Origin of the sequence: Clavibacter quasicaliforniensis (assembly GCF_051201715.1) — a bacterium.
Classification (GTDB): domain Bacteria; phylum Actinomycetota; class Actinomycetes; order Actinomycetales; family Microbacteriaceae; genus Clavibacter; species Clavibacter seminis.
Window position 1 is genome coordinate 2015836 of sequence record NZ_CP139624.1, and the last position, 23312, is coordinate 2039147.

Annotated in this window: 21 protein-coding genes; 8 read left to right on the forward strand and 13 right to left on the reverse strand. The window is 70.5% G+C overall.

Going from position 1 to position 23312, the window contains the following annotated elements; genetic code table 11:
* Positions 1-40 precede the first annotated feature (40 nt).
* Both NL142_RS09645 and trpD read right to left on the reverse strand, forming a co-directional pair.
* Positions 41-787: an SOS response-associated peptidase gene (locus NL142_RS09645; protein WP_435079089.1), complete on the reverse strand. Its 747-nt coding sequence runs from the start codon at positions 785-787 to the stop codon at positions 41-43.
* Positions 788-833: 46 nt separating this feature from the next.
* Positions 834-1889 (reverse strand): anthranilate phosphoribosyltransferase, encoded by a 1056-nt coding sequence (gene trpD / locus NL142_RS09650; RefSeq protein ID WP_435079091.1) that lies wholly within the window; start codon positions 1887-1889, stop codon positions 834-836.
* A gap of 79 nt (positions 1890-1968) precedes the next feature.
* Between trpD and ctaE the strand changes: the two genes are divergently transcribed.
* The 6 genes from ctaE to NL142_RS09680 all read left to right on the forward strand — a co-directional run bounded on the left by ctaE (position 1969) and on the right by NL142_RS09680 (position 8849).
* Complete coding sequence (gene ctaE / locus NL142_RS09655; protein ID WP_079533409.1) at positions 1969-2607, forward strand: aa3-type cytochrome oxidase subunit III; 639 nt, start codon at positions 1969-1971, stop codon at positions 2605-2607.
* 26 nt (positions 2608-2633) lie between these two features.
* On the forward strand, positions 2634-3434 hold the full coding sequence (gene qcrC / locus NL142_RS09660; protein ID WP_194682404.1) for a cytochrome bc1 complex diheme cytochrome c subunit: 801 nt from the start codon (positions 2634-2636) through the stop codon (positions 3432-3434).
* Positions 3435-3479: 45 nt separating this feature from the next.
* A complete protein-coding gene (gene qcrA, locus NL142_RS09665; protein WP_086507402.1) occupies positions 3480-4589 on the forward strand; it encodes a cytochrome bc1 complex Rieske iron-sulfur subunit in 1110 nt (369 codons plus the stop codon).
* The gene (gene qcrB, locus NL142_RS09670; protein ID WP_119374015.1) at positions 4573-6204 is read left to right on the forward strand and encodes a cytochrome bc1 complex cytochrome b subunit; all 1632 of its coding nucleotides are present in this window, start codon (positions 4573-4575) and stop codon (positions 6202-6204) included. The genes qcrA and qcrB overlap by 17 nt, the downstream gene beginning before the upstream one ends.
* A 115-nt stretch (positions 6205-6319) precedes the next feature.
* Positions 6320-7237 carry a methyltransferase domain-containing protein gene (locus NL142_RS09675; RefSeq protein WP_435079092.1) on the forward strand — a complete coding sequence of 306 codons (918 nt, stop codon included), beginning with the start codon at positions 6320-6322 and terminating at the stop codon, positions 7235-7237.
* Positions 7238-7469: 232 nt separating this feature from the next.
* A complete protein-coding gene (locus NL142_RS09680) occupies positions 7470-8849 on the forward strand; it encodes a PP2C family protein-serine/threonine phosphatase (protein WP_435079094.1) in 1380 nt (459 codons plus the stop codon).
* 178 nt (positions 8850-9027) lie between these two features.
* On the opposite strand, the gene NL142_RS09685 is transcribed toward NL142_RS09680, so the two are convergent.
* From NL142_RS09685 to NL142_RS09710, 6 genes are all read right to left on the reverse strand, one after another.
* Positions 9028-9465 (reverse strand): GNAT family N-acetyltransferase, encoded by a 438-nt coding sequence (locus tag NL142_RS09685; protein ID WP_194682400.1) that lies wholly within the window; start codon positions 9463-9465, stop codon positions 9028-9030.
* A gap of 4 nt (positions 9466-9469) precedes the next feature.
* Complete coding sequence (locus NL142_RS09690; protein WP_435079097.1) at positions 9470-9886, reverse strand: cytochrome c oxidase subunit 4; 417 nt, start codon at positions 9884-9886, stop codon at positions 9470-9472.
* Between the two features lies 1 nt (position 9887).
* On the reverse strand, positions 9888-11633 hold the full coding sequence (gene ctaD, locus NL142_RS09695) for an aa3-type cytochrome oxidase subunit I (protein ID WP_194682398.1): 1746 nt from the start codon (positions 11631-11633) through the stop codon (positions 9888-9890).
* A 10-nt stretch (positions 11634-11643) separates the two neighbouring features.
* Positions 11644-12555, reverse strand: a complete 912-nt coding sequence (gene ctaC / locus NL142_RS09700) for an aa3-type cytochrome oxidase subunit II (protein WP_104234845.1) — start codon at positions 12553-12555, stop codon at positions 11644-11646.
* 124 nt (positions 12556-12679) lie between these two features.
* Positions 12680-13042, reverse strand: a complete 363-nt coding sequence (erpA, locus tag NL142_RS09705) for an iron-sulfur cluster insertion protein ErpA (RefSeq protein WP_435079100.1) — start codon at positions 13040-13042, stop codon at positions 12680-12682.
* A 127-nt stretch (positions 13043-13169) separates the two neighbouring features.
* A complete protein-coding gene (locus tag NL142_RS09710; RefSeq protein WP_435079102.1) occupies positions 13170-14591 on the reverse strand; it encodes a dipeptidase in 1422 nt (473 codons plus the stop codon).
* A 40-nt stretch (positions 14592-14631) separates the two neighbouring features.
* Between NL142_RS09710 and NL142_RS09715 the strand changes: the two genes are divergently transcribed.
* Positions 14632-15225 (forward strand): DUF3043 domain-containing protein, encoded by a 594-nt coding sequence (locus tag NL142_RS09715; protein WP_435079104.1) that lies wholly within the window; start codon positions 14632-14634, stop codon positions 15223-15225.
* Positions 15226-15255: 30 nt separating this feature from the next.
* Here NL142_RS09715 and NL142_RS09720 read toward each other — a convergent pair whose 3' ends face one another.
* The 3 genes from NL142_RS09720 to hisD form a co-directional block, all read right to left on the reverse strand.
* On the reverse strand, positions 15256-16290 hold the full coding sequence (locus tag NL142_RS09720) for a quinone-dependent dihydroorotate dehydrogenase (RefSeq protein ID WP_435079106.1): 1035 nt from the start codon (positions 16288-16290) through the stop codon (positions 15256-15258).
* 63 nt (positions 16291-16353) lie between these two features.
* Entirely contained in the window at positions 16354-16827 is a 474-nt protein-coding gene (nrdR, locus tag NL142_RS09725; protein ID WP_012038534.1) for a transcriptional regulator NrdR, read from the reverse strand.
* 17 nt (positions 16828-16844) lie between these two features.
* On the reverse strand, positions 16845-18149 hold the full coding sequence (gene hisD, locus NL142_RS09730) for a histidinol dehydrogenase (RefSeq protein ID WP_435081592.1): 1305 nt from the start codon (positions 18147-18149) through the stop codon (positions 16845-16847).
* Between the two features lie 61 nt (positions 18150-18210).
* On the opposite strand from hisD, the gene NL142_RS09735 reads away from it, so the two are divergent.
* Positions 18211-18726: a flavin reductase family protein gene (locus tag NL142_RS09735; protein ID WP_435079108.1), complete on the forward strand. Its 516-nt coding sequence runs from the start codon at positions 18211-18213 to the stop codon at positions 18724-18726.
* A gap of 31 nt (positions 18727-18757) precedes the next feature.
* On the opposite strand, the gene dnaE is transcribed toward NL142_RS09735, so the two are convergent.
* Both dnaE and NL142_RS09745 read right to left on the reverse strand, forming a co-directional pair.
* The gene (gene dnaE, locus NL142_RS09740) at positions 18758-22219 is read right to left on the reverse strand and encodes a DNA polymerase III subunit alpha (RefSeq protein ID WP_050976373.1); all 3462 of its coding nucleotides are present in this window, start codon (positions 22217-22219) and stop codon (positions 18758-18760) included.
* Between the two features lie 127 nt (positions 22220-22346).
* Positions 22347-23264: an RluA family pseudouridine synthase gene (locus tag NL142_RS09745; protein ID WP_435079110.1), complete on the reverse strand. Its 918-nt coding sequence runs from the start codon at positions 23262-23264 to the stop codon at positions 22347-22349.
* Positions 23265-23312 lie beyond the last annotated feature (48 nt).

Genomic DNA, 23312 nt, shown 5'->3' on the forward strand with positions numbered 1-23312 from the left:
GCGGCGTGTCCGGGCGGTCATCCGACGGCTCGCCGCGGCGTCAGATGAGCGTGGGCTGCCCGTCGTCCGCGGGCGCCTCGTCGACGGGCGCCACGAGATCCGGTCCGTCGTTCCGCACGCTGTTGACGCGGGTCGAGACGAGTCGCGGAACGAGGTGGGGCTCCGGCAGCGAACCGAGCAGGTGACGCACGTCGTCGACCGCCGTCGTCCCGGCGTCGAGCCAGTCGTCCAGGCGGTCGCGCGGCACGATGACGGGCGTGCGGTCGTGGATGTGACCGAGCGCGTCGCTCGCGGCGGACGTGATGATGGCGAGGCTCCGCAGCCACGCGCCGGGCTCCCCCTCCGGGACGGCGGGATCCCTCCAGTGCTCGTACACGGCCGCGAAGGCCAGCGGACGCTCGTCCTCGCCGTGGAGGTACACGGGCTGCTTCCCCGCGGCGGTGATCTGCCACTCGTAGTACCCGTCGGCCGGCACGACCGCCCGCCGCGTGAGCACGGCCCTCCGGAACGTCGGCTTCTCCGTGACCGTCTCGACGCGCGCGTTGATGAGCGGTGCGCCCTGCACCGCCTTCGCCCACGGCGGGACGATCCCCCAGCGGGCCGCCGTCAGCACCCGGCGGCCCGCGCCGTCCGCGTCGCCGTGCGGGTGCCGGTCGGCGACCATGCGGACCGTGGTCGTCGGGGCGACGTTCCACGAGGGGGGCGGATCGTCGCCGTCCACGTCGTCGACCGCCCAGTCCCCGACGAGGTCGCCCGTCGCCCGCGCCACCACGAATCTGCCGCACATGCGTCCATCATCCGCCGCACGCGCGACATCGACAGCGCGATGACGATCAGGCGCGGGTCGCCGCCGCCCACTCCTCGAGCTTGGCGGCGGCGCGGCCGGAGTCCACGGCGTCGGCCGCGACGGCGAGCTTCTCCCGCAGCCGGCGCGCCACGGGCTGCTGCACGCGCGTCGGATCCCCCATCAGGTCGAAGGCCTCGAGGCCGGCCGCCGCGTTCAGCAGCACGACGTCGCGCTGCGGGCCGGGCTCGCCGGCGAGGACCCGGCGGATCACCTCCGCGTTCTGCTCCACGCCCTCGCCGAGGAGCGCCTCGATGGGAGCGCGCGGGATCCCGAGCTCGAGCGGGTCGAGGTCGTGCTCGGTGACCGCACCGCGGCTGACCTCCCAGATGTGGCTGTGCCCGGTGGTCGTGAGCTTGTCGATCCCGTCGTCGCCCCGGTACACGAGCGCGGTGGCGCCGCGGGTCCGGAACACGCCCACCATCAGCGGCACGCGCGAGAGGTCGGCCACGCCCACCGCCGACGCCTCCGGGCGCGCCGGGTTGCAGAGCGGCCCGAGCACGTTGAACAGCGTCGAGATGCCGAGCTCGCGCCTGGTGGCCGCTGCGTGCCGGAAGCCAGGGTGGAAGAGGGCGGCGTGCGCGTAGGTGATCCCCGTCTCGCGGAGCACCTCTGCCACGCGCTCGGGCGCGATCGTCAGGTCGATGCCGAGGGCCGTCAGCACGTCGGACGCGCCCGAGGCGGAGCTCGCGCCGCGATTGCCGTGCTTGATCACGGGCACGCCCGTGGCGGCCGCGATGATGGACGCCACCGACGAGATGTTGAGGACGGCGCCGTAAGGGTCACCTCCCGTCCCCACGATGTCGAGGGCGCGCGGATCCGCGTCGAGCGGCAGCGCCTCCTCGAGCACGGCGTCCCGGAAGCCGACGATCTCGTCGACGGTCTCGCCGGAGGCCCGCAGCGCGACCAGGAGCCCGCCCAGCTGCGCGGGAGTGGCCTCCCCGCGCATCACCTGGCGCATGGCCCAGGTGGACTCGGACACCGACAGGTGGCGCCCCTCGATCAGCGTGGTGATGAGCGCGGGCCAGGTCGGGGCGGAGGGCATGCGGATCAGCCTAACGAGCGGCTGGATCGGATCTCACGGGCGGCCGGGTGGGCATCGGGTGTCGTCGGCCTGGGTCATAATGGAACCTGTGACGACCACCTCAATCTCCCCAGTATCGACCGCGCCGGTGGTGAACCGGCCGAACACGGTCGCCGTCGGCACCATCGTGTGGCTCGGCAGCGAGGTGATGTTCTTCGCGGGTCTCTTCGCGATCTACTTCACCCTCCGCTCCACGTCCGGTGCCCTCTGGGAGTTCGAGGCAGGACGCCTCAACGTGCCCTTCTCCCTCGTGAACACGCTCATCCTCGTGTCGAGCTCGTTCACCTGCCAGTTCGGCGTCTTTGCGGCCGAGCGACTGCAGGCGCGGGCCACGGGCTGGAAGCCCAGCCAGTGGGGCACGGTCGAGTGGTTCTTCCTCACCTACGCCCTCGGCGCCATCTTCGTCGTGGGCCAGATCTTCGAGTACGCCACCCTCGTCACCGAGGGCATCACGCTCAGCAGCAATGCGTACGGCTCGGCGTTCTACATGACCACGGGCTTCCACGGCCTGCACGTCACCGGCGGGCTCATCGCCTTCCTCCTCGTCATCGGGCGCATCTTCGCCGTCCGGTCGATGGGGCACAGGGAGGCGACGAGCGCCATCGTCGTGTCCTACTACTGGCACTTCGTCGACGTCGTCTGGATCGGGCTCTTCCTGGTCATCTACGTCCTCAAATAGCACCGAGCGGGAGCATCAACCACAGTATGAGCACCAAGACAGCACGCGCCCGTCGAACCGGTCGCCGCAGCCCCCTGACCACGATCGCCCTGCTCGCCATCGGCCTGCTCACCACGGGCGGCGCCTACGCGATGATCCAGGCGGGCAGCGCGTCGGCCGAGGTCGACCTCAAGTCCGCGCAGACCATCGACGAGGGCCAGAAGCTCTTCGGCTCCAACTGCGCCACCTGCCACGGCATGGACGCCACCGGTACGGGCGTCGCCCCGAGCCTCATCGGCGTCGGCGCGGCCTCCGTCGACTTCCAGGTCGGCACCGGCCGCATGCCGCTCCAGGGCACCACGGTCCAGGCGCCGGAGAAGCCCACGCAGTTCACCGACACGCAGGTGAAGGAGCTCGCGGCCTACGTCGCCTCGCTCGCTCCCGGCCCGGCCATCCCCGACGGCCAGTACCTCGACGGGAAGGGCGACCCCGCCAACGGCGCCGAGCTCTTCCGCATCAACTGCGCCATGTGCCACAACGTGGCCGCGGCGGGAGGTGCGCTCACCGAGGGCAAGTTCGCCCCCAGCCTCGAGGGCGTCGCCCCGGTCCACATCTACGAGGCCATGGTCACCGGCCCGCAGAACATGCCGGTCTTCAACGACACCAACATCTCCCCCGAGGACAAGCGCGACATCATCACGTCGCTGCAGTACATCGAGGAGAACAGCACGGTAGGCGGCGCGAACCTCGGCGGGCTCGGCCCGGTGTCCGAGGGGCTCTTCATGTGGATCTTCGGTCTCGGCGGCATCGTCGCCCTGACCGTGTGGCTCACGGCCCGGTCCAACTGACGCCCGCATCGATGACCCGCATCAGCACACAGGAGAGGCACGCACATGGCACACGACGATAAGGACGAGTCGGGCGTCGTCCCCGCGGGCTACGAAGCCGGCGAGCTCGAGCCGGCAGGCCGTGACGTCGTGCTCCCCGGCGGCACCGCCGTCGCCACGCGCGACGCGTTCCAGAACCCCGGCTTCCCGGAGCACCGCCTCCGCGTCACGGACAAGGACCCGAAGAAGGCGAAGACCGCCGAGCGCGTCGTCTACACATGGTTCTACCTGTCCATCGTGGGCAGCGTCTTCGCGATCGGCGCCTACTTCGGCTTCCCGATCTACGCGGACGACCCGGGTAGCGTGCGCCTCAACAACCTGTTCCTCGGCGTCGGCATCGCGCTGGCGCTCCTGAGCCTGGGCATCGGTGCCATCCACTGGTCCAAGGCCCTCATGAGCGACCACGAGCTGATCGACGAGCGCCACCCGCAGGGCGGCTCGCCCGCCACGCAGGCCCGCGCCGTCGAGATCTTCGCCCAGGCGAACGAGGAGTCCGGCTTCGGTCGCCGCTCCCTCATCCGCAACAGCCTCATCGGCGCCCTCGTCGCCTTCCCGCTGCCGGCCGTGATCCTGTTCCGCGACCTGTACCCGGGCAGTGCCGAGGAGCCCGCCTCCGCCCTCAGCCACACGCTGTGGAAGAAGGGCGAGGTCCTCACCCGCGATCCCTCCGGCACGCCCATCAAGGCGTCGGACGTCACCATCGGATCCGCGTTCCACGTCATCCCCGCCTCCCTCATGGAGATGGAGGAGGGCAAGCTCGAGGAGAAGGCCAAGGCCGCGGTGCTGCTGATGCGGCTCCGCCCCGAGGACCTCGTCGAGACCCCGGAGCGCAAGGGCTGGTCCTACGACGGGATCGTCGCCTACTCCAAGGTCTGCACGCACGTGGGATGCCCGGTGGCGCTCTACGAGCAGCAGACCCACCACCTGCTCTGCCCCTGCCACCAGTCCCAGTTCGACGTGACCAACCACTGCGAGGTCATCTTCGGACCGGCCAAGCGGCCCCTGCCGCAGCTGCCCATCGCCGTCAACGACGAGGGCTACCTCATTGCACAGAGTGATTTCACCGAGCCCGTAGGGGCGAGTTTCTGGGAGCGTCGTGGTGACTACAACAGCTGATCCGACCACGACGGGTGCCGCCGCACCCGCCGCCAAGAGCGGGGGCGGCCTCACCGCCGCGGCCGCGACCTACCTCGACGAGCGCACCAGCGTCAGCGTCGCCGTCAAGGAGTTCGGGCGGAAGATCTTCCCGGACCACTGGTCATTCATGCTCGGCGAGGTGGCGCTCTACAGCTTCGTCGTCATCCTGCTCACGGGCACGTGGCTGACGTTCTTCTTCAACCCGTCGATGGCGGAGACGCACTACGCCGGCTCCTACGCGCCCCTCAAGGGCGTCGAGATGTCCGTGGCCATGTCCTCGTCGCTCGACATCTCGTTCGACATCCGCGGCGGCCTGCTCATGCGGCAGATCCACCACTGGGCGGCGCTGCTGTTCGTCGCTTCCATCGGCCTGCACATGCTCCGCATCTACTTCACGGGTGCGTTCCGCAAGCCGCGCGAGCTCAACTGGTTCATCGGCTTCGTGCTCTTCATCCTCGCGATGGCCGAGGGCTTCACCGGCTACTCCCTCCCCGACGACCTGCTCTCCGGCAACGGCCTGCGCATCATCGACGGCATGGTGAAGGGCATCCCGGTCATCGGCACGTGGATCTCGTTCCTCCTGTTCGGAGGCGAGTTCCCGGGCACGCACATCATCCCGAGGCTCTACACGCTGCACATCCTGCTGCTGCCGGCGATCCTCGTAGCGTTCCTCGCGCTCCACCTGCTCTTCGTGGTCGTGCACAAGCACACCCAGTTCGCCGGCCCCGGCCGCACGAACGAGAACGTGGTCGGCGTCCCGGTGCTCCCCACGTTCGCCGCGAAGGCCGGCGGGTTCTTCTTCGTCGTCTTCGGCGTGATCGTCGTCATGGCGTCGTTCTTCACGATCAACCCCATCTGGAACTACGGCCCCTACGACCCGTCGCCGGTGTCGGCGGGAACGCAGCCCGACTGGTACATCGGCTTCGCGGACGGCGCGCTGCGCCTCGTCCCGCCGGGACTCGAGTTCGTGCTGTTCGACCACACGTTCTCGTTCAACATCATCCTGCCGATCACGGTCCTGGGTCTGTTCATCGTGCTCGTCGCGCTCTACCCCTTCATCGAGGCGTGGATCACGGGCGACAAGCGCGAGCACCACATCCTCGACCGCCCGCGCAACGCCCCGACGCGCACCGCGATCGGCGCCGCCGGCGTCACGTTCTACGCGGTCCTCTGGTCCGCTGCGAGCTCCGACCTCATCGCCACCCACTTCAAGGTGTCGATGGAGGGCGTCATCCACACGCTGCAGGCGCTGCTGATCCTCGGGCCGGTCATCGCGTACCAGGTCGCCAAGCGCATCTGCCTGGCGCTCATGAAGAAGGACCGCGAGATCGCCCTGCACGGCGTCGAGTCGGGCCGCATCGTGAAGCTGCCCGGCGGCGAGTTCATCGAGGTGCACGAGCAGCTCGACGAGTACGAGCGCTGGCGCCTGGTCAGCTACGACGACTACAAGCCGCTCATGATCCGCCCGGACAGCCGTGGACGCATCACGGTCAACCAGCGGGCCCGCGCGGCGCTCTCCAAGTGGTTCTTCGAGGACCGGATCTCCCCGGTCACCACCAAGGACGTCGAGCGCAGCCACAGCGACCACCACTAGGCACGACCCGTCCGCGTCCAGCGCGGACGCGCATCGAGAGCCGGTCCGGCGTCACGCCGGACCGGCTCTCGTGCGTCCGGCTCGATCGCCGCCCGCATCGTCTCCAGGAGGACCCGTGGATCTCGACCGGCTCGCCAGCTGGCTCCGCTGCCCCTCCTGCGGGTCGGACCTGCATGCCGTGCCGCCCCTCGTGCTCCGGTGCGAACACGGGCACACCGTCGACGCGAACAAGCGGGGCTACGCCAACCTGCTCGCACCGGGTACGCGCGTCACCGGTGACACCGCCGAGATGCTCGCCGCGCGCGGCACCTTCCTCGACCGCGGGCACTACGCTCCGCTCGTCGACGCCCTGACCCACGCGACGGTCACTCCGCACGAGCCGGCATCGGATGGGCCGTCACGGCCCGCGGTCGCCCGCGCTGCACACCTTGATGCAGGTCTGCGCGTCGTCGACTCGGGCTGCGGCACCGGGCACTACCTCCGGGCCCTCCTGGACGCCGTGCCAGGGTCGATCGGCCTCGCCGCCGACCTCTCCCCTGCGGCGGTCGCCATCGCCGTCCGCGGCCGTCCCGAGGTCGACGGCGTCGTCGCGGACACCTGGACCGCCCTCCCGATGCGCGAGGGCGTCGCCGACCTGATCCTCGACGTCTTCGCGCCGCGCAACCTGCCTGAGTTCCATCGCGTGCTCGCCCCGCGCGGCCGCGTCGCGATCGTCGCTGCGGGACCACAGCACCTCGAGCAGCTGCGGGCGTCGGGGCGTGCGGTCGGCGTGCAGGCGGACAAACGGGAGCGGATCCTCGAGGCGGCTGACCCGTACTTCGAGACCGAGTCGGAGACGCGGGTCGAACGGGTGCTCCGCCTCTCGGAGGACGACGTCCGCCTGCTGCTGGGGATGGGTCCGTCCGCGCATCATGCAGCCGTGGCCGATCGCGGGACCGTCGAGGCGGCCGCGGGCAGCGGTGCTCGGCACGATGTCACCATCGACGTCATGGTCCACGTCCTGCGTCGACGCGACGACGTCGACCTCGGCTGACCCCGCCCGTTCGCCGGGCTCCCCTCGACGACGGTCGTCGCCGACAGCGACATCCCGCCCCGGACCGGGGACTGCGTGACGGAGTAGCGTGTTGGACGTCACACAGCTGCTGTCCGGGGGGGGAAGCGGTCGCCATCGTGTCGTGCCTCCCGATCGCAGCGCCACTCCATCCACCGGCTGATCCTCGACGGGGCATCGCGTCCGGCCCGACCCATGGATCACGGACCGCATCTTGCTCGACTCGATAACCCTCCGCGTCGCCTTCGGCGTGACGACCCTCACCCTGTTCCTGCTCTTCGCGCTGGTCACGTTCCGCGGCACGCGATCGCCGTTCAGCTTCTGGTGGTGCGCCGCCCTGGTGCTCTTCATGAGCGGATCCCTCGCCTACCTGCAGGACGGCACCGCCTCGCAGGCGTGGGCCGACCCGCTCGGGAACGGGCTGATCGTCGCGGGCGCCGCCTGCGTCTGGATGGGGAGCAGATCCCTGCGCATCCGCGCGACACCGTGGTGGCTGGTCGTGTCCCCGGCAGCCGTCATGGTGGCCGTGTCGGCGACCGACTCCCCCGCGACGAACGACTGGTCAGGCGGTGCGCTGTTCCTGGCGCTGATGGCCGGGCTCATCGGGCTCTCGACCCGGGAGATCGTCATGCTGGACGCGGGCATGTCGCGCACGCGCTGGCCGCTCATCCTCGCCTCAGGGACCCTCGCCGCGTACTACGCGATCCGACTGGTGGTGTTCCTCGCCACGGGTCCTCGGAGCGGCATCTTCACGACCTGGTTCGGGACGCCGAGCACGACGCTCATCACGCTGGTGCTCCTCGTCGTCGTGTCGTTCAGCATGGCCTCGCTCAGCGGCGAGCAGGCAGCCAAGATGTTCGCCGCACGTGCCGCGACATCCCGGCAGGAGCTCGTGGACGGCGGCAGCGTGCAACGTCGGTTCCTCCCCCAGCGCGTCCCCGATCTGCCCGGCTACGAGGTCGCCGGCGCGTGCGTCCCCAGCGGGGCGGTGAGCGGCGACTTCTTCGACTGGCAACGCACCCCCGACGGCCTCGTGGTGACGCTCGCCGACGTCATGGGCAAGGGCGTGGGCGCGGCCATGATCGCGGCCACCGTGCGTGCCGCGCTGCGGGTCGCATCGACGTCCCTGGATCCGGGGCGGACGCTCGCCGGGGTCGACTGCGCCGTCGAATCCGACCTCGACGCGAACGACGCCTTCGTCACCCTCCTGCATCTCCGGCTCGACGCGCAGAGCGGCGACATCGCGCTGGTCGACGCCGGCCATGGCCTCGCCGTCGTCTGCCGTGCTGACGGCTCCCGCCAGCCCATCCCATCGCGGAACCTCCCGCTCGGCGCCCTGGGCACCCAGCGGTGGTCCCCGTCGACGGTGCGGCTGGACCCCGGCGACATGCTCCTCGTGTGCAGCGACGGCGTGCTCGACCTCTTCGACGGGACCATCGCGTCCATGGATATCGCCGCCCGGACGGCGATGGACGCCGACAGCACAGCAGCCGCGGCCGTCGCGAGCATCACCCGCCTCGCCGCGGAGACCACGCCACCGGACGACGTCACGGTCGTGGCGATCCGTCGACTCCCCTCCACGACACCCCGCTGACCACCGCCTGGTACGCGCGACGAGGGCCGGCGGCGCATCGGACGCACGGCCCACGGCGCGACGGCGCGACGGCGGGACGGCGCGACGGCGCGACGGCGCGACGGCGCGACGATGCCCGCAGGACGCGCAGATGCCCGGCCTCCCGAGGAGACCGGGCATCGCGACGAGCGGAGCGGATCTACCGCAGGAGCTTCTTGTAGAACTCGGCCGTGCGCTCGTATCCCAGGCGCTTGTAGAACTCCCCGGCACGCCGCGTGCTCATGGTGATCTGCCCGACGCCCCGATCACCGCAGAGGCGCTCCACGGCCCGCACGAGAGCGGAGCCCGTGCCGCCGCTCCTGGCTCCGGCGTCGACGACGAGCTCCTCGAGGTGGGCGCTCAATCCGCCCGCGTAGAGCAGGCGGCTCACGACGAGGTACGCGTATCCGACGACCGCCCCCGCCTCTTCCGCGACGAGCAGGACGTCCCGCCCCTCGTCCTTGTTGGCCCGGAGGATGTGGAAGAAGGTGACGTCGAAGTCGTCCCGGGTAGCCGGAGCGTTGATCATGTCGAGCTGCTGGCAGAGGGCGAAGACCGCATCCCCGTCGGTTGCCTGCGCGTGCCGGATGTCGACCATGGGATCAGCGCGCGAAGTAGCCGCGGTAGTACTCGTAGGTCCAGCCCACGAGAGCGATGATGGCGAGCCCGCCGCCGATGATCGCGATCCAGATGCCCACGGCGAGGCCGAGGAACACGGACGCGGCGCCGGCTGCGAGGATCACGGGCCACCAGCTCCACGGGCTGAAGAACCCGAGCTCCGGGTCGCCGTCGTCGACGTTGGCATCGCTACGGTCCTCCGGGAGCTCCCCGTTCTGCGCCGAGTAGAGACGCGCGACGAAGAAGCCGATGAACGCGGCCAGCACGCCAGAGAGGGCGATGGCCAACGTGCCGACCCATTCGACCGTGTTCTGGTCGATCAGGTGCCAGATCGTGTACGCGGCCGCCGCGACTGCGAAGAACGCCGCGAGCACGTAGAAGAGGTTCCTATTGGCGCGCACGTCACTTCACCTTGTCGCTGGAGATGTCGTAGGTCGCGGCATCGGGAGCGTCCTTGGCCGGACCGATTCCCACGGGGATGCCCGCCTCGGGGTGGTTGAGGTCGAAGGCCGGGGCCTCCGAGCGGATACGCGGGATGGACGTGAAGTTGTGCCGCGGCGGCGGGCAGGAGGTAGCCCACTCGAGCGAACGGCCGTAGCCCCACGGGTCGTTCACCGTGACCTTGGGTGCCGTGCGCGCGGTGATCCAGACGTTCAGGAAGAACGGGATCATCGAGAGCGCGAGGATGCCGGCGCCGATGGTGGACAGCTGGTTCATCCACGTGAAGTCATCCTCGGGCTGGTACGTCGCGTAGCGACGCGGCATGCCCATGACTCCCAGCCAGTGCTGGATGAGGAACGTCGTGTGGAAGCCGATGAACAGCAGCCAGAAGTGGACCTTGCCGAGACGCTCGTTGAGCATCTTGCCCGTCCACTTGGGCCACCAGAAGTAGAAGCCGGAGAACATGGCGAACACGACGGTGCCGAACACGACGTAGTGGAAGTGCGCCACGACGAAGTACGTGTCGGACACGTGGAAGTCGAGCGGGGGCGACGCCAGGATGACGCCGGTCAGGCCGCCGAACGTGAACGTGATGAGGAAGCCGATGGCCCACAGCATGGGCGTCTCGAACGTGACCGAGCCGCGCCACATCGTGCCGATCCAGTTGAAGATCTTCACGCCGGTGGGGACCGCGATGAGCATGGTCATGAGCGAGAAGAACGGCAGCAGGACGGACCCGGTCACGTACATGTGGTGCGCCCACACCGTGACCGAGAGGGCCGCGATGGAGATGGTCGCGTACACGAGCGTCTTGTATCCGAAGATCGGCTTGCGGCTGAAGACCGGGAAGACCTCGGAGACGATGCCGAAGAACGGCAGCGCGATGATGTACACCTCGGGGTGACCGAAGAACCAGAAGAGGTGCTGCCAGAGGATGGCGCCGCCGTTCGCCGGGTCGTAGATGTGCGCGTCGAATATGCGGTCGGCGCCGAGGCCGAAGAGCGCGGCCGCGAGGACCGGGAACGCCATGAGCACGAGGATCGACGTCACGAGGATGTTCCATGTGAAGATCGGCATGCGGAACATGGTCATGCCGGGTGCGCGCATCGTGATGATGGTCGTCACGAAGTTGACCGCGCCGAGGATGGTGCCGAAGCCGCTGAGCGCGAGGCCCATCACCCAGAGATTCCCTCCCAACCCTGGCGAGAACGTCGTGCTCGACAGCGGCGCGTAGGCGAACCAGCCGAACGATGCCGCGCCGGCCGGGGTGAGGAATCCGGCGACCGCGATGAGCGAGCCGAAGTTGAAGAGCCAGTAGGCGAAGGCGTTGAGACGCGGGAACGCGACGTCAGGGGCGCCGATCTGCAGCGGCATGAGCACGTTGGCGAAGCCGGCGAAGAGCGGCGTCGCGAACATGAGCAGCATGATCGTGCCGTGCATGGTGAAGAGCTGGTTGTACTGCTCCTTCGTCTCCACGACGTGCAGGCCCGGCTCGAAGAGCTGCGCGCGGATGACGAGGGCCATCACGCCGCCGAGGCAGAAGTAGAGGAACGAGGTGATGAGGTACAGGTACCCGATGGTCTTGTGGTCCGTGGAGGTGATCCAGTTGACGACGACGTTCCCACGCCGTTCGGCCTTGCCGGAGTCCTCGAGGACCTTCGCCTGTCCCGCGGGGATTGCGGTGGGACGGTTGAGTGTCGATGTCACGGTGTGTGCCCTACTTCTCGGACGACTCGGTGGTGGCCGGCACGTCGGTGCCGGGGAGGTTCTGCAGGCGGTCGTAGTCCTTGCCGAGGTCTCCCTCGAAGCCGGCGGCCTTCTGCTTCTCGATGTAGGCGTTGTACTCGTCGACGGAGACGACCTTCACCTGGAACAGCATGAGGGAGTGGTACTCGCCGCAGAGCTCGGCGCACTTGCCCATGTACGTCCCCTCCTTCTCCGGGATGAACGTCATGTAGTTCGTCTTGCCGGAGATGAGGTCCTTCTTGTACAGGAAGTCCACGACCCAGAAGGAGTGCAGCGTGTCGCGGGTGTTGAGCTCGAGCTCGACCTTGGTGTTGACCGGCAGGTACAGCGTCGGGAGCTTGTCCTTGTCGATGGATCCCTGCGGGCCGTTCGGGTCGTCGACCGCCTGGACGCCCTGCTCGTACGCGCCGCCCTCGATGGGCTGGCCGGCCTCGGTCTCGCCGCCGAGGTAGTTGAAGTCCCATGCCCACTGCTTGCCGAAGACCTGGACCTTGACCTCGGGCTTGTCGAAGCGGGCCTCGATGGCAGCCTGGTCCTTCGCGGTGAAGGCGAAGAAGCCGAGGACGAGGATCAGCGGCACGATCGTGTAGAAGATCTCGATCGGCATGTTGTAGCGCATCTGCACGGGGAGGCCGGTCTGGCCCTTGCGGCGGCGGTACACGACCGCGGCCCAGATGGTGAGGCCCCAGGTGAGGACGCCCACCGCGAGGAGGACGATCCAGGCGGTGACCCACAGGCCGATGACCGAGTCGACGTGGTTGGTCGTGCCCGGCTCCGTCGGCAGGAAGCCCTGGAGCTGCTGCTGCGTGCACCCCGCGAGGAGTACCGAGATGCCCAGGGCGACGGGGATCGTCAGCCAACGTTGACGGCGAGTGAAGCGCACGTGCAGACCCTTCGAAGAACCGGATGTGACGGGTCCCACACTACGCGACAGGGAGCCGCCCGAAGGACGACTCCCTGCTCGGGCCCCGTGTTTCCGGGCCCAGATCCGCTTACCGTTCCGTGTGTCAGTGGAACGAGTCCCCGCACGCGCACGACCCGCCGGCGTTCGGGTTGTCGATGGTGAAGCCCTGCTTCTGGATGGTGTCCTCGAAGTCGATCGTGGCGCCGTCGAGGTACGGGACGCTCATCTTGTCGACGATGACCTCGACGCCGTCGAAGTCGACAGTGGCGTCCCCGTCGAGCTCGCGCTCGTCGAAGTAGAGCTGGTAGATGAGGCCCGAGCAGCCGCCGGGCTGGACGGCGACGCGGAGGCGGAGGTCCTCGCGGCCCTCCTGCTGGAGCAGGCTCTTGACCTTGCTCGCCGCGGTGTCCGTGAGTCCGACGCGGTGGGCCGCGTGGGCGGTCTCGGTCAGCGTGGTGTCGGTCATGAGCACTCCTCGGGTGGTGGGATCTGCGGTCGGGCGACTCCGGTGGAGTCTACGTCGTGCAACCGCGGGAGTCACCCGGGTGTTCCCGACCGTCGGGCCGATCCTTTCGGCGGTCGGGAGGGGCCCGTCAGCCGCGGCGGGCGATGCGCGACAGCAGGACGGCCTCGCTGAGGATCGCGCGCCGCAGCACGCCCAGGTGCTGCGACTCGTTCGGGCTGTGGGCCCGCGTGTCCGGGTCCTCGACCCCGGTCACGAGGATCTGAGCGGACGGGAACGCCTCGACGAGGTCGGCGATGAACGGGATGGATCCGCCGATGCCGGCTTGCACGGGCGCGCGGCCCCAGCCGGCGGTCATGGCGGCGGTGACCTCGGCCATGGCCCAGCCCGTCGTGTCGACGAGGAAGGGATCGCCCTGGTCGACGTCGCTGATCTCCACGTGCGCGCCGAAGGGACGGTTCCGCTCGACGTGCGCCTCGAGGGCGCGGTACGCGTCCGCCGCCGTCTGGCCGGGCGCGATGCGCGCGCTGATGCGGACGGAGACCTCCGGGAGGAGCGTGTTGCTCGCGTTGGCGACGGAGGGCGCGTCGATGCCCGTGACCGTGATGGCCGGCTGCGCCCAGAGGCGGGTGAGGATCGGGCCGGTGCCCACCGCGGAGACGCCCGGCAGCAGCGCGGCCTCCTCGGCGAGGCGCGCGTCGTCGTAGTCCGGCGTCTCCATGTCGGTCGAGGTGAGGCCCGCGACGGCGACGGATCCGCGCTCGTCCCACAGGGAGTCGAGGAGGCGGACGGCCGCCATCATCGCGTCGGGGACGGCGCCGCCGAACATGCCCGAGTGCGAGGCGTGGTCGAGCGTGCGCACCGTGAGGCGGAACGTGACGTTGCCGCGGAGGGCGATCGTGATCGACGGGGTGTCGACGTCCCAGTTGTCGCTGTCGGCGACGACGATGACGTCGGCGGCGAGGGCGTCGTGGTGGGTGGCGAGGAAGTCGGAGAAGGAGCGGGATCCGGCCTCCTCCTCCCCCTCGATGAAGACGGCGAGGCCGAGGTCGAGGTCGTCGCCCTCCGCCTCGACGAGGGCGCGGATGGCCGCGACGTGCGTCATGATGCCGGCCTTGTCGTCGGAGGCGCCGCGCCCGTGCAGGCGGTCGCCGCGGAGGGTCGGCTCGAAGGGCGGGGTCTCCCAGTGCTCGTCAGCTCCGGGGGGCTGCACGTCGTGGTGGGCGTAGAGGAGCACCGTGGGCTTGCCGTTCCGCGCGGTGCGCATGGCGAGGACCGCGGGCTGCCCGTCGTCGCCCGAGGGGGTCGTGGCGCGGTGCACGGAGACGTCGTCGAAGACGCCGAGCCCGGCGAGGAGCCCTGCGACGGCGTCCGCGCTGGCGGCGACGTGCGTCGGATCGAAGGCCGGCCAGGAGACGGAGGGGATGCGCACGAGCGCCGAGAGGTCGGCGATCGTGGTGGGCAGCCCTCCCGCGACGGCGGCGGCGAGTCGGTCGACGACCTCCTGGTCCGGTGCGGTCACGGCGTCTGCGGAGGTGTCGGGAGGCGTCATGCAGGTAATCTTAGATTCACTCCAGGCAAGGACGAGAGACGTGGCGAAGCAGCACACCCCCGCAGAGACCCCCGCCGAGACGAGCGCCCCGGCGCCCGTCGACGGTCGCACGGCCGACGGGAAGAAGGGCCCCACCCCGACCCGTCGGGAGCGGGAGGCCGCGAACCTCCGCCCGCTCGTGCCCCAGGACCGCAAGCTCGCGGCGCAGCAGGCCAAGGAGAAGGCGCGCGAGGCGCGCGCCCGGGCCAACGCCGGCATGGCCGCCGGCGACGAGCGCTACCTGCCCGTCCGCGACAAGGGCCCGCAGAAGCGGTACGCCCGCGACGTCGTGGACGCACGCTGGAGCGTCGGCGAGCTGCTGCTCCCCGTGATGGGCGTCGTCGTCGTGCTCACCTTCGTGCTGCCGAACCTGTCGGCCATCCCGCTGCTGTCGATCTACGTGTTCGTCATCGCCGCGATCATCGACGCCTACCTCACCGGGCGACGCGTCCGGGCCGCCATCGCCGCCCGCGTCGGCGCCGACCGCGTCGAGCGCGGGATCCGGTGGTACACGGGCATGCGCACCATCCAGATGCGACCGATGCGCCTGCCGAAGCCGCAGGTGAAGCGGCGCGAGAAGGTCACCTTCAGCTGATCGCGTGCACGCGCCGTCGGCGCGTGCGCGTCACCGCGTGCGGCGGATCCGCGCGAGGCCGGCGTTGATCGACCTCGCCCAGAGCGGACCGCGGTACAGGAACGCCGTGTAGCCCTGCACCAGCGTGGCGCCGGCGTCGAGCCGTGCCTGCACGTCCTCCGCGGTGTCCACGCCACCGACGGAGATGACGCAGGCCTCGGCGGGCAGCGCGCGGCGCAGGATCCGGAGCACCTCGAGCGCGCGCGGGGCGAGCGGCGCCCCCGAGAGCCCGCCCGCGCCTGCAGCCTCGACGACCGCGGCGTCGGTGCGGAGATCCGCGCGGGACAGCGTGGTGTTCGTGGCGATGACGCCGGCGAGGCCCAGCTCCGTCGCGAGCTCGGCGATCCGCTCGACCTCCGCGTCCTGCAGGTCGGGCGCGATCTTCACGAGCACCGGCACGCCGTCCGCGGCGTCGCGGATGCTCGTGAGGAGGGGCCGGAGCAGCTCGATCTCCTGCAGCCCGCGGAGCCCCGGCGTGTTCGGCGAGCTGACGTTGACCGCGAGGTAGTCGGCGACCGGGGCGACGAGGCGCGTGGACCGGACGTAGTCGGCGACGGCGTCGTCGACGGCCACGGCGCGGGTCTTGCCGATGTTGACGCCGATCACGGGCCGGTCGCGCCGGGACCTCAGGCGACGGAGCCGGTCGGCGAGAGCGGCCGCTCCCCCGTTGTTGAAGCCCATGCGGTTGATGACGGCGCGGTCCTCGATCAGGCGGAACAGGCGCGGCCGCGGGTTGCCCGGCTGCGCCTCGGCCGTGACGGTGCCGACCTCGACGTGGCCGAAGCCCAGCTGGCCGAGGCCGAGCACGGCCCGCGCGTCCTTGTCGAAGCCCGCGGCGACGCCGAACGGGGACGGGAAGCGGAGGCCGAGGGCGTCGACCGCGAGCGACGGATCCGGTGCCGTCAGCCGCCGGGCGATCCAGCCGAGGCCGGACGACGGGAGGAGGGCGATGGCCGTGGACGCGAGGTGGTGGGCGTCCTCCGGGTCCATGCGCGACAGGACCGTGCGGAAGAGGAGGGGATACATCGGCACCAGGCTAGCGCCTGCGCGGGCGGCGTCCCGCGGGACGGACGTGGGACCCGCCGCGGGTCAGAGCGCGTCCGCGTCGGGGGTCGCGGCGTGCGCCACGCGGAGCTGCGCGATGGCCGACTCGAAGTCGTCGAGCGAATCGAAGCCCTGGTAGACGCTGGCGAACCGGAGGTACGCGACCTCGTCCAGCTCGCGCAGCGGCGGCAGGATCGACAGGCCGATGTCGTTGGCCTCGATCTGCGACGCGCCGGTGGCCCGGATCGCCTCCTCCACGCGCTGCGCGAGGACCGCGAGGTCGGTGTCGGTGACGGGACGCCCCTGGCACGCCTTGCGGACGCCCGTGACGATCTTCTCCCGGCTGAACGGCTCGACCACGCCGTTGCGCTTGATCACGCTGAGGCTCGCGGTCTCGGTGGTGCTGAAGCGGCGGCCGCACTCGGGGCACTGCCGGCGCCGGCGGATCGACAGGCCGTCGTCGCTGGTGCGGGAGTCGACGACGCGGGAGTCGGGGTGGCGGCAGAAGGGGCAGAACATGGTGTGGCCAGGATACGTCAGGGCGTGAGGCGCGCCGTCACCGCGTCGCCGTGCGCGGGCAGGTCCTCGGCCCGGCTGAGCGCGACGATCATCGGCTCGGCTTCGCGCAGCGCGTCGGCGTCGTAGCGCACCACCTGCTGCGGGCGGAGGAACGTGTACGCGCCGAGGCCCGAGCCGAAGCGGGCCTGGCCGCCCGTGGGGAGGACGTGGTTGGATCCGGCGAGGTAGTCGCCGAGGCTCACCGGCGAGTGCGGGCCCAGGAAGATCGCGCCGGCGCTGTGCAGGTGCGCGAGCAGGGCGTCCGGGTCGGCGGTCTGGACGGAGAGGTGCTCGGGGCCGTAGGCGTCGCTGTAGCGCGCGGCCGTGACGAGGTCGTCGACCACGAGGATCGCCGACTGCGGTCCGGTGAGCGCCTGGCCGACGCGGGCCGAGTGACCCGTGGTCGCCGCCAGGGCCTCGACCTCGGCGTCGACCGCGCGCGCGAGCTCCGGCGAGTCGGTCACGAGGACGGAGGCCGCCATCTCGTCGTGCTCGGCCTGGCTGATGAGGTCGGCGGCCACGAGGCGGGGATCGGCGTGCGCGTCGGCGATGACGAGGATCTCGGTCGTGCCGGCCTCGGAGTCGATTCCGGTGACTCCGCGGACGACGCGCTTGGCGGCCGCGACGTAGATGTTGCCGGGGCCCGTGACGACGTCGACGGGGTCGAGGCCGAGATCCGGGACGCCGTGCGCGAAGGCCCCGATGGCCCCCGCGCCGCCCATCGCGTAGACCTCGTCGACGCCGAGCAGGCCGGCGGCGCCGAGGATGACGGGGTGCACGGATCCGCCGTGCGCGGCCTGCGCGGGCGAGGCGAGGGCGATGCTCGCGACGCCGGCGACCTGCGCGGCGACCACGTTCATCACCACGCTCGACGGGTAGACGGCCTTGCCACCCGGCACGTAGAGGCCGACGCGGCGGACGGGCTGCCAGCGCTGCACGATGGTGCCGCCGGGCACGACCGTGGTGGTGGTCTCCGGCGGGACCTGCGCGGCGGAGCCGAGACGGACGCGGCGGATGGCCTCCTCGAGCGCGGCGCGGACGGCGGGGTCGAGGCCGTCGACGGCGGCGGCGATCGCCTCGGCGGGCACGCGCAGCGACTCTGGACGGACCCGGTCGAGCCGCTCCGCCTGGTCGAGCAGGGCCGCGCTCCCCCGCGTGCGCACGTCCTCGACGAGCTCGCGGGCGACGTCCAGCGCGACGGCGACGTCGGTGACCGGACGCGGGAGGAGGTCGAGCAGGTCGGCGGTGCTGGGCGTGGTGCCGCGGAGGTCCTGGATGCGCATCATGACTCCGGAAGTCTACCGAGCGGGCGCCGGGCGGATCCGGCGGCTAGCGTCACCAGGCATGGACGCGCACCCCGCCACCACGCTCGCCGAGGCCCCTGGCCAGGCCGCCTTCCGCGCCGCGTTCCGGCGCCACGCCGCGGGCGTCGCGGTCGTCACGACCCGCGATCCCCAGGGCTCCCCCGTCGGCTTCACGGCGACGTCGCTCGCCTCCGTGTCGGCGGATCCGCCGCTCGCCAGCTTCAGCCTGGCGCGCACGGCGTCGAGCGCCGCAGCGATCGCCGCCGCCGACCACGTCGCGATCCACGTGCTCGGCGCGCGCGACCGGCACCTCGCGGAGCGCCTCAGCGGCCCGGCGTCCGAGCGCTTCGCGGGCGACCACTGGTCCGCCGGCCCGCACGGCCTGCCCGTGCTCGCGGGCGGGACGGCGCTCCTCGTCGCCCGGATCGTCGAGCGGGTCCACGTGCACGACGCGATCGTCGTGATCGTGCGGATCGAGGACGGCGGAGCGGGCGTGGAGGACGAGCCGCTCGTCTACCACGCGCGCCGCTACCTCCGGCCGGGCGCCGAGGCCTGAGCGCAGGCGCCCTGATCGGGCGAGCGGCGGATCACCCCAGGCAGTTCGGCCCGAGCAGCGACTTCAGCTCGCCGTAGAGGTCGGCGCTCACCGTGACCGGGTACGGGATCTCGAACACGCGCCCGCTGTCGCCCTTCACGAGCTGCAGCCGCACCTCGGTGTCGCCCGAGTGGCGGATGAGCACGTCGTTGAGGCCCATGACGGTCTCCGTCGTCGCGCGGTTCTCCGCGAGGCTGATGAGCAGCGGGCCCGAGCCGAGGCTCTGCCCGAGGTCGGGCTGGAACATCGAGAAGGCGTGGATGTTCATGCCGTCGTCGCGCGTGGACACGCGGCCGCGGATCACCACCACGGTGTCGCTCTGCAGGGCCGGCGCGAACTCCTGGTACGCCTTGCCCATGAACATGCAGGTGATCTCGCCGCCGAAGTCCTCCAGCTGCACCATGCCGTACTGGTTGCCCGAGTTGCGCGCGGTGCGGTGCTGCACGCTGGTGAGGAGCCCCGCGAGCGTCACCGTCTCCCCGTCCATCGACGCGTCGGTCGCCAGCAGCTCGGCGATGCCCGTCGAGGCGAGCTTGGCCAGCGGGATCTCGAGCCCGGCCAGCGGGTGGTCGGACACGTAGAGGCCGAGCATCTCCCGCTCGAACGCGAGCTTGTCGCGCTTCGCCCACTCGGGCCGCTCGGGCACCTTGCGCGCGTGCTGCGGCTCGTCCCACAGGCTGTCGAAGTCGAAGCCGACCTGGCCGTTCATGGCGGCGCGCTTGTCGCTGACGGAGGCGTCGATCATGCCCTCGTGCACCTCGAGCAGCGCCCGGCGGGTGTCGCCCAGCGAGTCGAAGGCACCGGCCTTGATGAGCGACTCCACGGTGCGCTTGTTCGCCACCGGCAGCGGCACCTTCTTCAGGAAGTCGTCGAACGACTCGAACGCGCCCTGCTCGGTGCGCGCGCCACGGAGCGCCTCGACGACGTTCGCGCCGACGTTCCGGACGGCGCCCAGGCCGAAGCGGATGTCTGCTCCGGCTGCCGCGAAGAAGCCGATGGACTCGTTGACGTCCGGCGGGAGCACCTTGATCCCCATGCGGCGGCACTCGTTGAGGTAGAGCGCCATCTTGTCCTTGGAGTCGCCGACGCTCGTGAGCAGCGCGGCCATGTACTCGGCCGGGTAGTGCGCCTTGAGGTACGCAGTCCAGTAGGAGACGACGCCGTACGCCGCCGAGTGCGCCTTGTTGAACGCGTAGTCGGAGAACGGCAGCAGGATGTCCCAGAGGGCCTTGACCGCGGCCATCGAGTAGCCGTTGTCCTTCATGCCCTGCGAGAAGCCCTCGAACTGCTTGTCCAGCTCCGACTTCTTCTTCTTGCCCATGGCGCGGCGGAGGAGGTCGGCCTGCGCGAGCGTGAAGCCCGCGAGCTTCTGCGCCACCGACATCACCTGCTCCTGGTAGACGATGAGGCCGTGCGTGGTGCCGAGCACCTCGCGCAGCGGCTCCTCGAGCTCCGGGTGGATCGGGGTGATCTCCTGCAGCCCGTTCTTCCGCAGCGCGTAGTTGGTGTGCGAGTTCGCGCCCATGGGGCCGGGCCGGTAGAGCGCGATGACGGCCGAGATGTCCTCGAAGTTGTCGGGCTTCATCATGCGCAGGAGCGAGCGCATGGGCCCGCCGTCGAGCTGGAACACGCCGAGCGTGTCGCCCCGGGCCAGCAGGTCGTACGCGCCCTGGTCGTCGAGCCCCAGGTCCTCGAGCACCAGCTTCTCGCCGCGGTTGGACTCGATGTTGTTGAGCGCGTCGTCGATGATCGTGAGGTTGCGCAGCCCCAGGAAGTCCATCTTGATGAGGCCGAGCGACTCGCAGGCGGGGTAGTCGAACTGCGTGACGATCTGGCCGTCCTGCTCCCGCTTCATGATCGGGATGATGTCGATGAGCGGCTCGCTCGACATGATGACGCCGGCCGCGTGCACGCCCCACTGCCGCTTGAGGTTCTCGATGCCCTGCGCGGTCTCGAAGACCTTCTGCGCCTCGGGGTCCATCGCGAGGACCTCGCGGAAGTCGCCCGCCTCGCGGTAGCGCGGGTGGTCGGTGTCGAGGATGCCGGACAGCGGGATGTCCTTGCCCATGATCGCGGGCGGCATGGCCTTCGTGAGCTTGTCGCCCATGGAGAACGGGTAGCCGAGCACGCGGCTGGAGTCCTTCAGCGCCTGCTTCGCCTTGATGGTGCCGTACGTGACGATCTGCGCCACGCGCTCGTCGCCGTACTTGTCGGTCACGTAGCGGATGACCTCGCCGCGGCGCCGGTCGTCGAAGTCGACGTCGAAGTCGGGCATGGAGACGCGGTCGGGGTTGAGGAACCGCTCGAACAGGAGGCCGTGCTCCAGCGGGTCGAGGTCGGTGATGCCCATGGCGTACGCGACCATCGAGCCGGCGCCCGAACCGCGGCCGGGGCCCACGCGGATCCCGTTCTCCTTCGACCAGTTGATGAAGTCGGCGACGACGAGGAAGTAGCCCGGGAAGCCCATCTGCGCGATGACCCCGACCTCGTAGTCGGCGCGCTTGCGGACGTCGTCGGAGAAGCCGCGCGGGTAGCGGCGCACGAGGCCGCGCTCGACCTCCTTGACGAACCAGGTCTGCTCGCTCTCGCCCTCGGGCACCGGGTAGCGCGGCATGTAGTTCGCGGACTCGTTGAACTGCACGTCGCACCGCTCGGCGATGAGGAGCGTGTTGTCGCACGCCTCCTCGTGGTCGCGGAAGAGGTGGCGCATCTGCTGCGCGGTCTTCAGGTAGAACTCGTCGGCGTCGAACTTGAAGCGGTTGGGGTCGTCGAGCGTCGTGCCGGACTGGACGCACAGGAGGGCCGCGTGGCTGGTCGCGTCGTGCTCGTGCGTGTAGTGCAGGTCATTCGTGGCGACGAGCGGGAGGCCGAGGTCCTTCGCGAGCCGGTGGAGGTCGGTCATGATCCGGCGCTCGATGCCCAGCCCGTGGTCCATCACCTCGCAGAAGTAGTTCTCGGCGCCGAAGATGTCGCGGAAGTCCGCCGCGGCCTTCACGGCCTCGTCGTACTGGCCGAGGCGGAGGCGCGTCTGCACCTCGCCGGACGGGCAGCCGGTGGTGGCGATGAGGCCCTTCGCGTAGGTGCTGAGCAGCTCGCGGTCCATGCGGGGCTTGAAGTAGTAGCCCTCGAGCGAGGCGCGAGACGAGAGGCGGAAGAGGTTGTGCATGCCCTCCGTCGTCTCGGCGAGCATCGTGAGGTGCGTGTAGGCGCCGGATCCCGAGACGTCGTCCTGGCCGCCGTTTCCCCACCTGATGCGGGTTCGGTCGCCGCGGTGCGTGCCCGGCGTGATGTACGCCTCCGTGCCGATGATGGGCTTCACGCCCGCGGCCTTCGCCTGCTTCCAGAAGTCGAACGCGCCGAACACGTTGCCGTGGTCGGTGATCGCGACGGCCGGCATCTTCTGCTCGGCCGCGGCCTGCACGAGCGGGCCGACGCGGGCCGCCCCGTCGAGCATCGAGTACTCGCTGTGGACGTGGAGGTGGACGAACGAGTCGTTGCGGGGCACGGGTCTCTTCTACTGATCGGTCGGCGGTGCAGCAATCATAGGCAGGCTCCCGGAGGCGCTCCGGGCGTGTCGCGCGTCAGTCCTCGAGGACGTCCAGCGCGTGCTGCAGGTCGGCCGGGTAGGTGCTCGAGAACGACGCCCGGTCGCCCGTGGCGGGGTGCGTGATCTCGAGCCGCATCGCGTGCAGCCACTGCCGGTGCAGGTCGAGCTGCGCCGAGATCGTGGGATCGGCGCCGTACATCGCGTCGCCCACGCAGGGGTGGCGCTGCGCGGCCATGTGCACGCGGATCTGGTGGGTCCGGCCGGTCTCCAGGTGCACCTCGAGCAGCGCCGCGCGGCGGAACGCCTCGAGCGTCTCGTAGTGCGTGACCGACGGCTTGCCGTCCGCGGTGACCGCGAACTTCCAGTCGCTGCGGGGGTGGCGCCCGATGGGCGCGTCGATCGTGCCCGCGAGCGGATCCGGATGCCCCTGCACGACCGCGTGGTAGACCTTCTCGACCTCCCGGTCGTGGAACTGCCGCTTGAGCTCCGTGTACGCGCGCTCGGTCTTGGCCACCACCATGAGGCCGCTGGTGCCCGCGTCGAGCCGGTGCACGATGCCCTGCCGCTCCTCCGCGCCCGAGGTGCTCAGGCGGAACCCGGCGGCGGCCAGCGCGCCCAGCACGGTCGGCCCCGTCCAGCCGACGCTCGGGTGCGCCGCGACGCCGACGGGCTTGTCGACCACCACGATGTCGTCGTCGTCGTGCACGATGCCGAGGTCGGGCACCGCGAGCGGCACGATGGTCGGCTCCTGCTTCGGCTGCCAGCTGACGGCGAGCATGGATCCGCCGACGAGCCGGTCGGACTTGCCGGTCTCCCGGCCGTCCTGCGTCACGCCGCCGGCCTCGGCGACCTCGGCCGCGAAGCTGCGGGAGAAGCCGAGGAGGCGGGCGAGGCCGGCGTCGACGCGCTGCCCGTCGAGCCCGTCGGGGACGGGAATGGTTCGGTGCTCCATCGGGTGACCTCTTCCGGTGCGGTACTGGCGGTGCGGCGGTGACGCGGG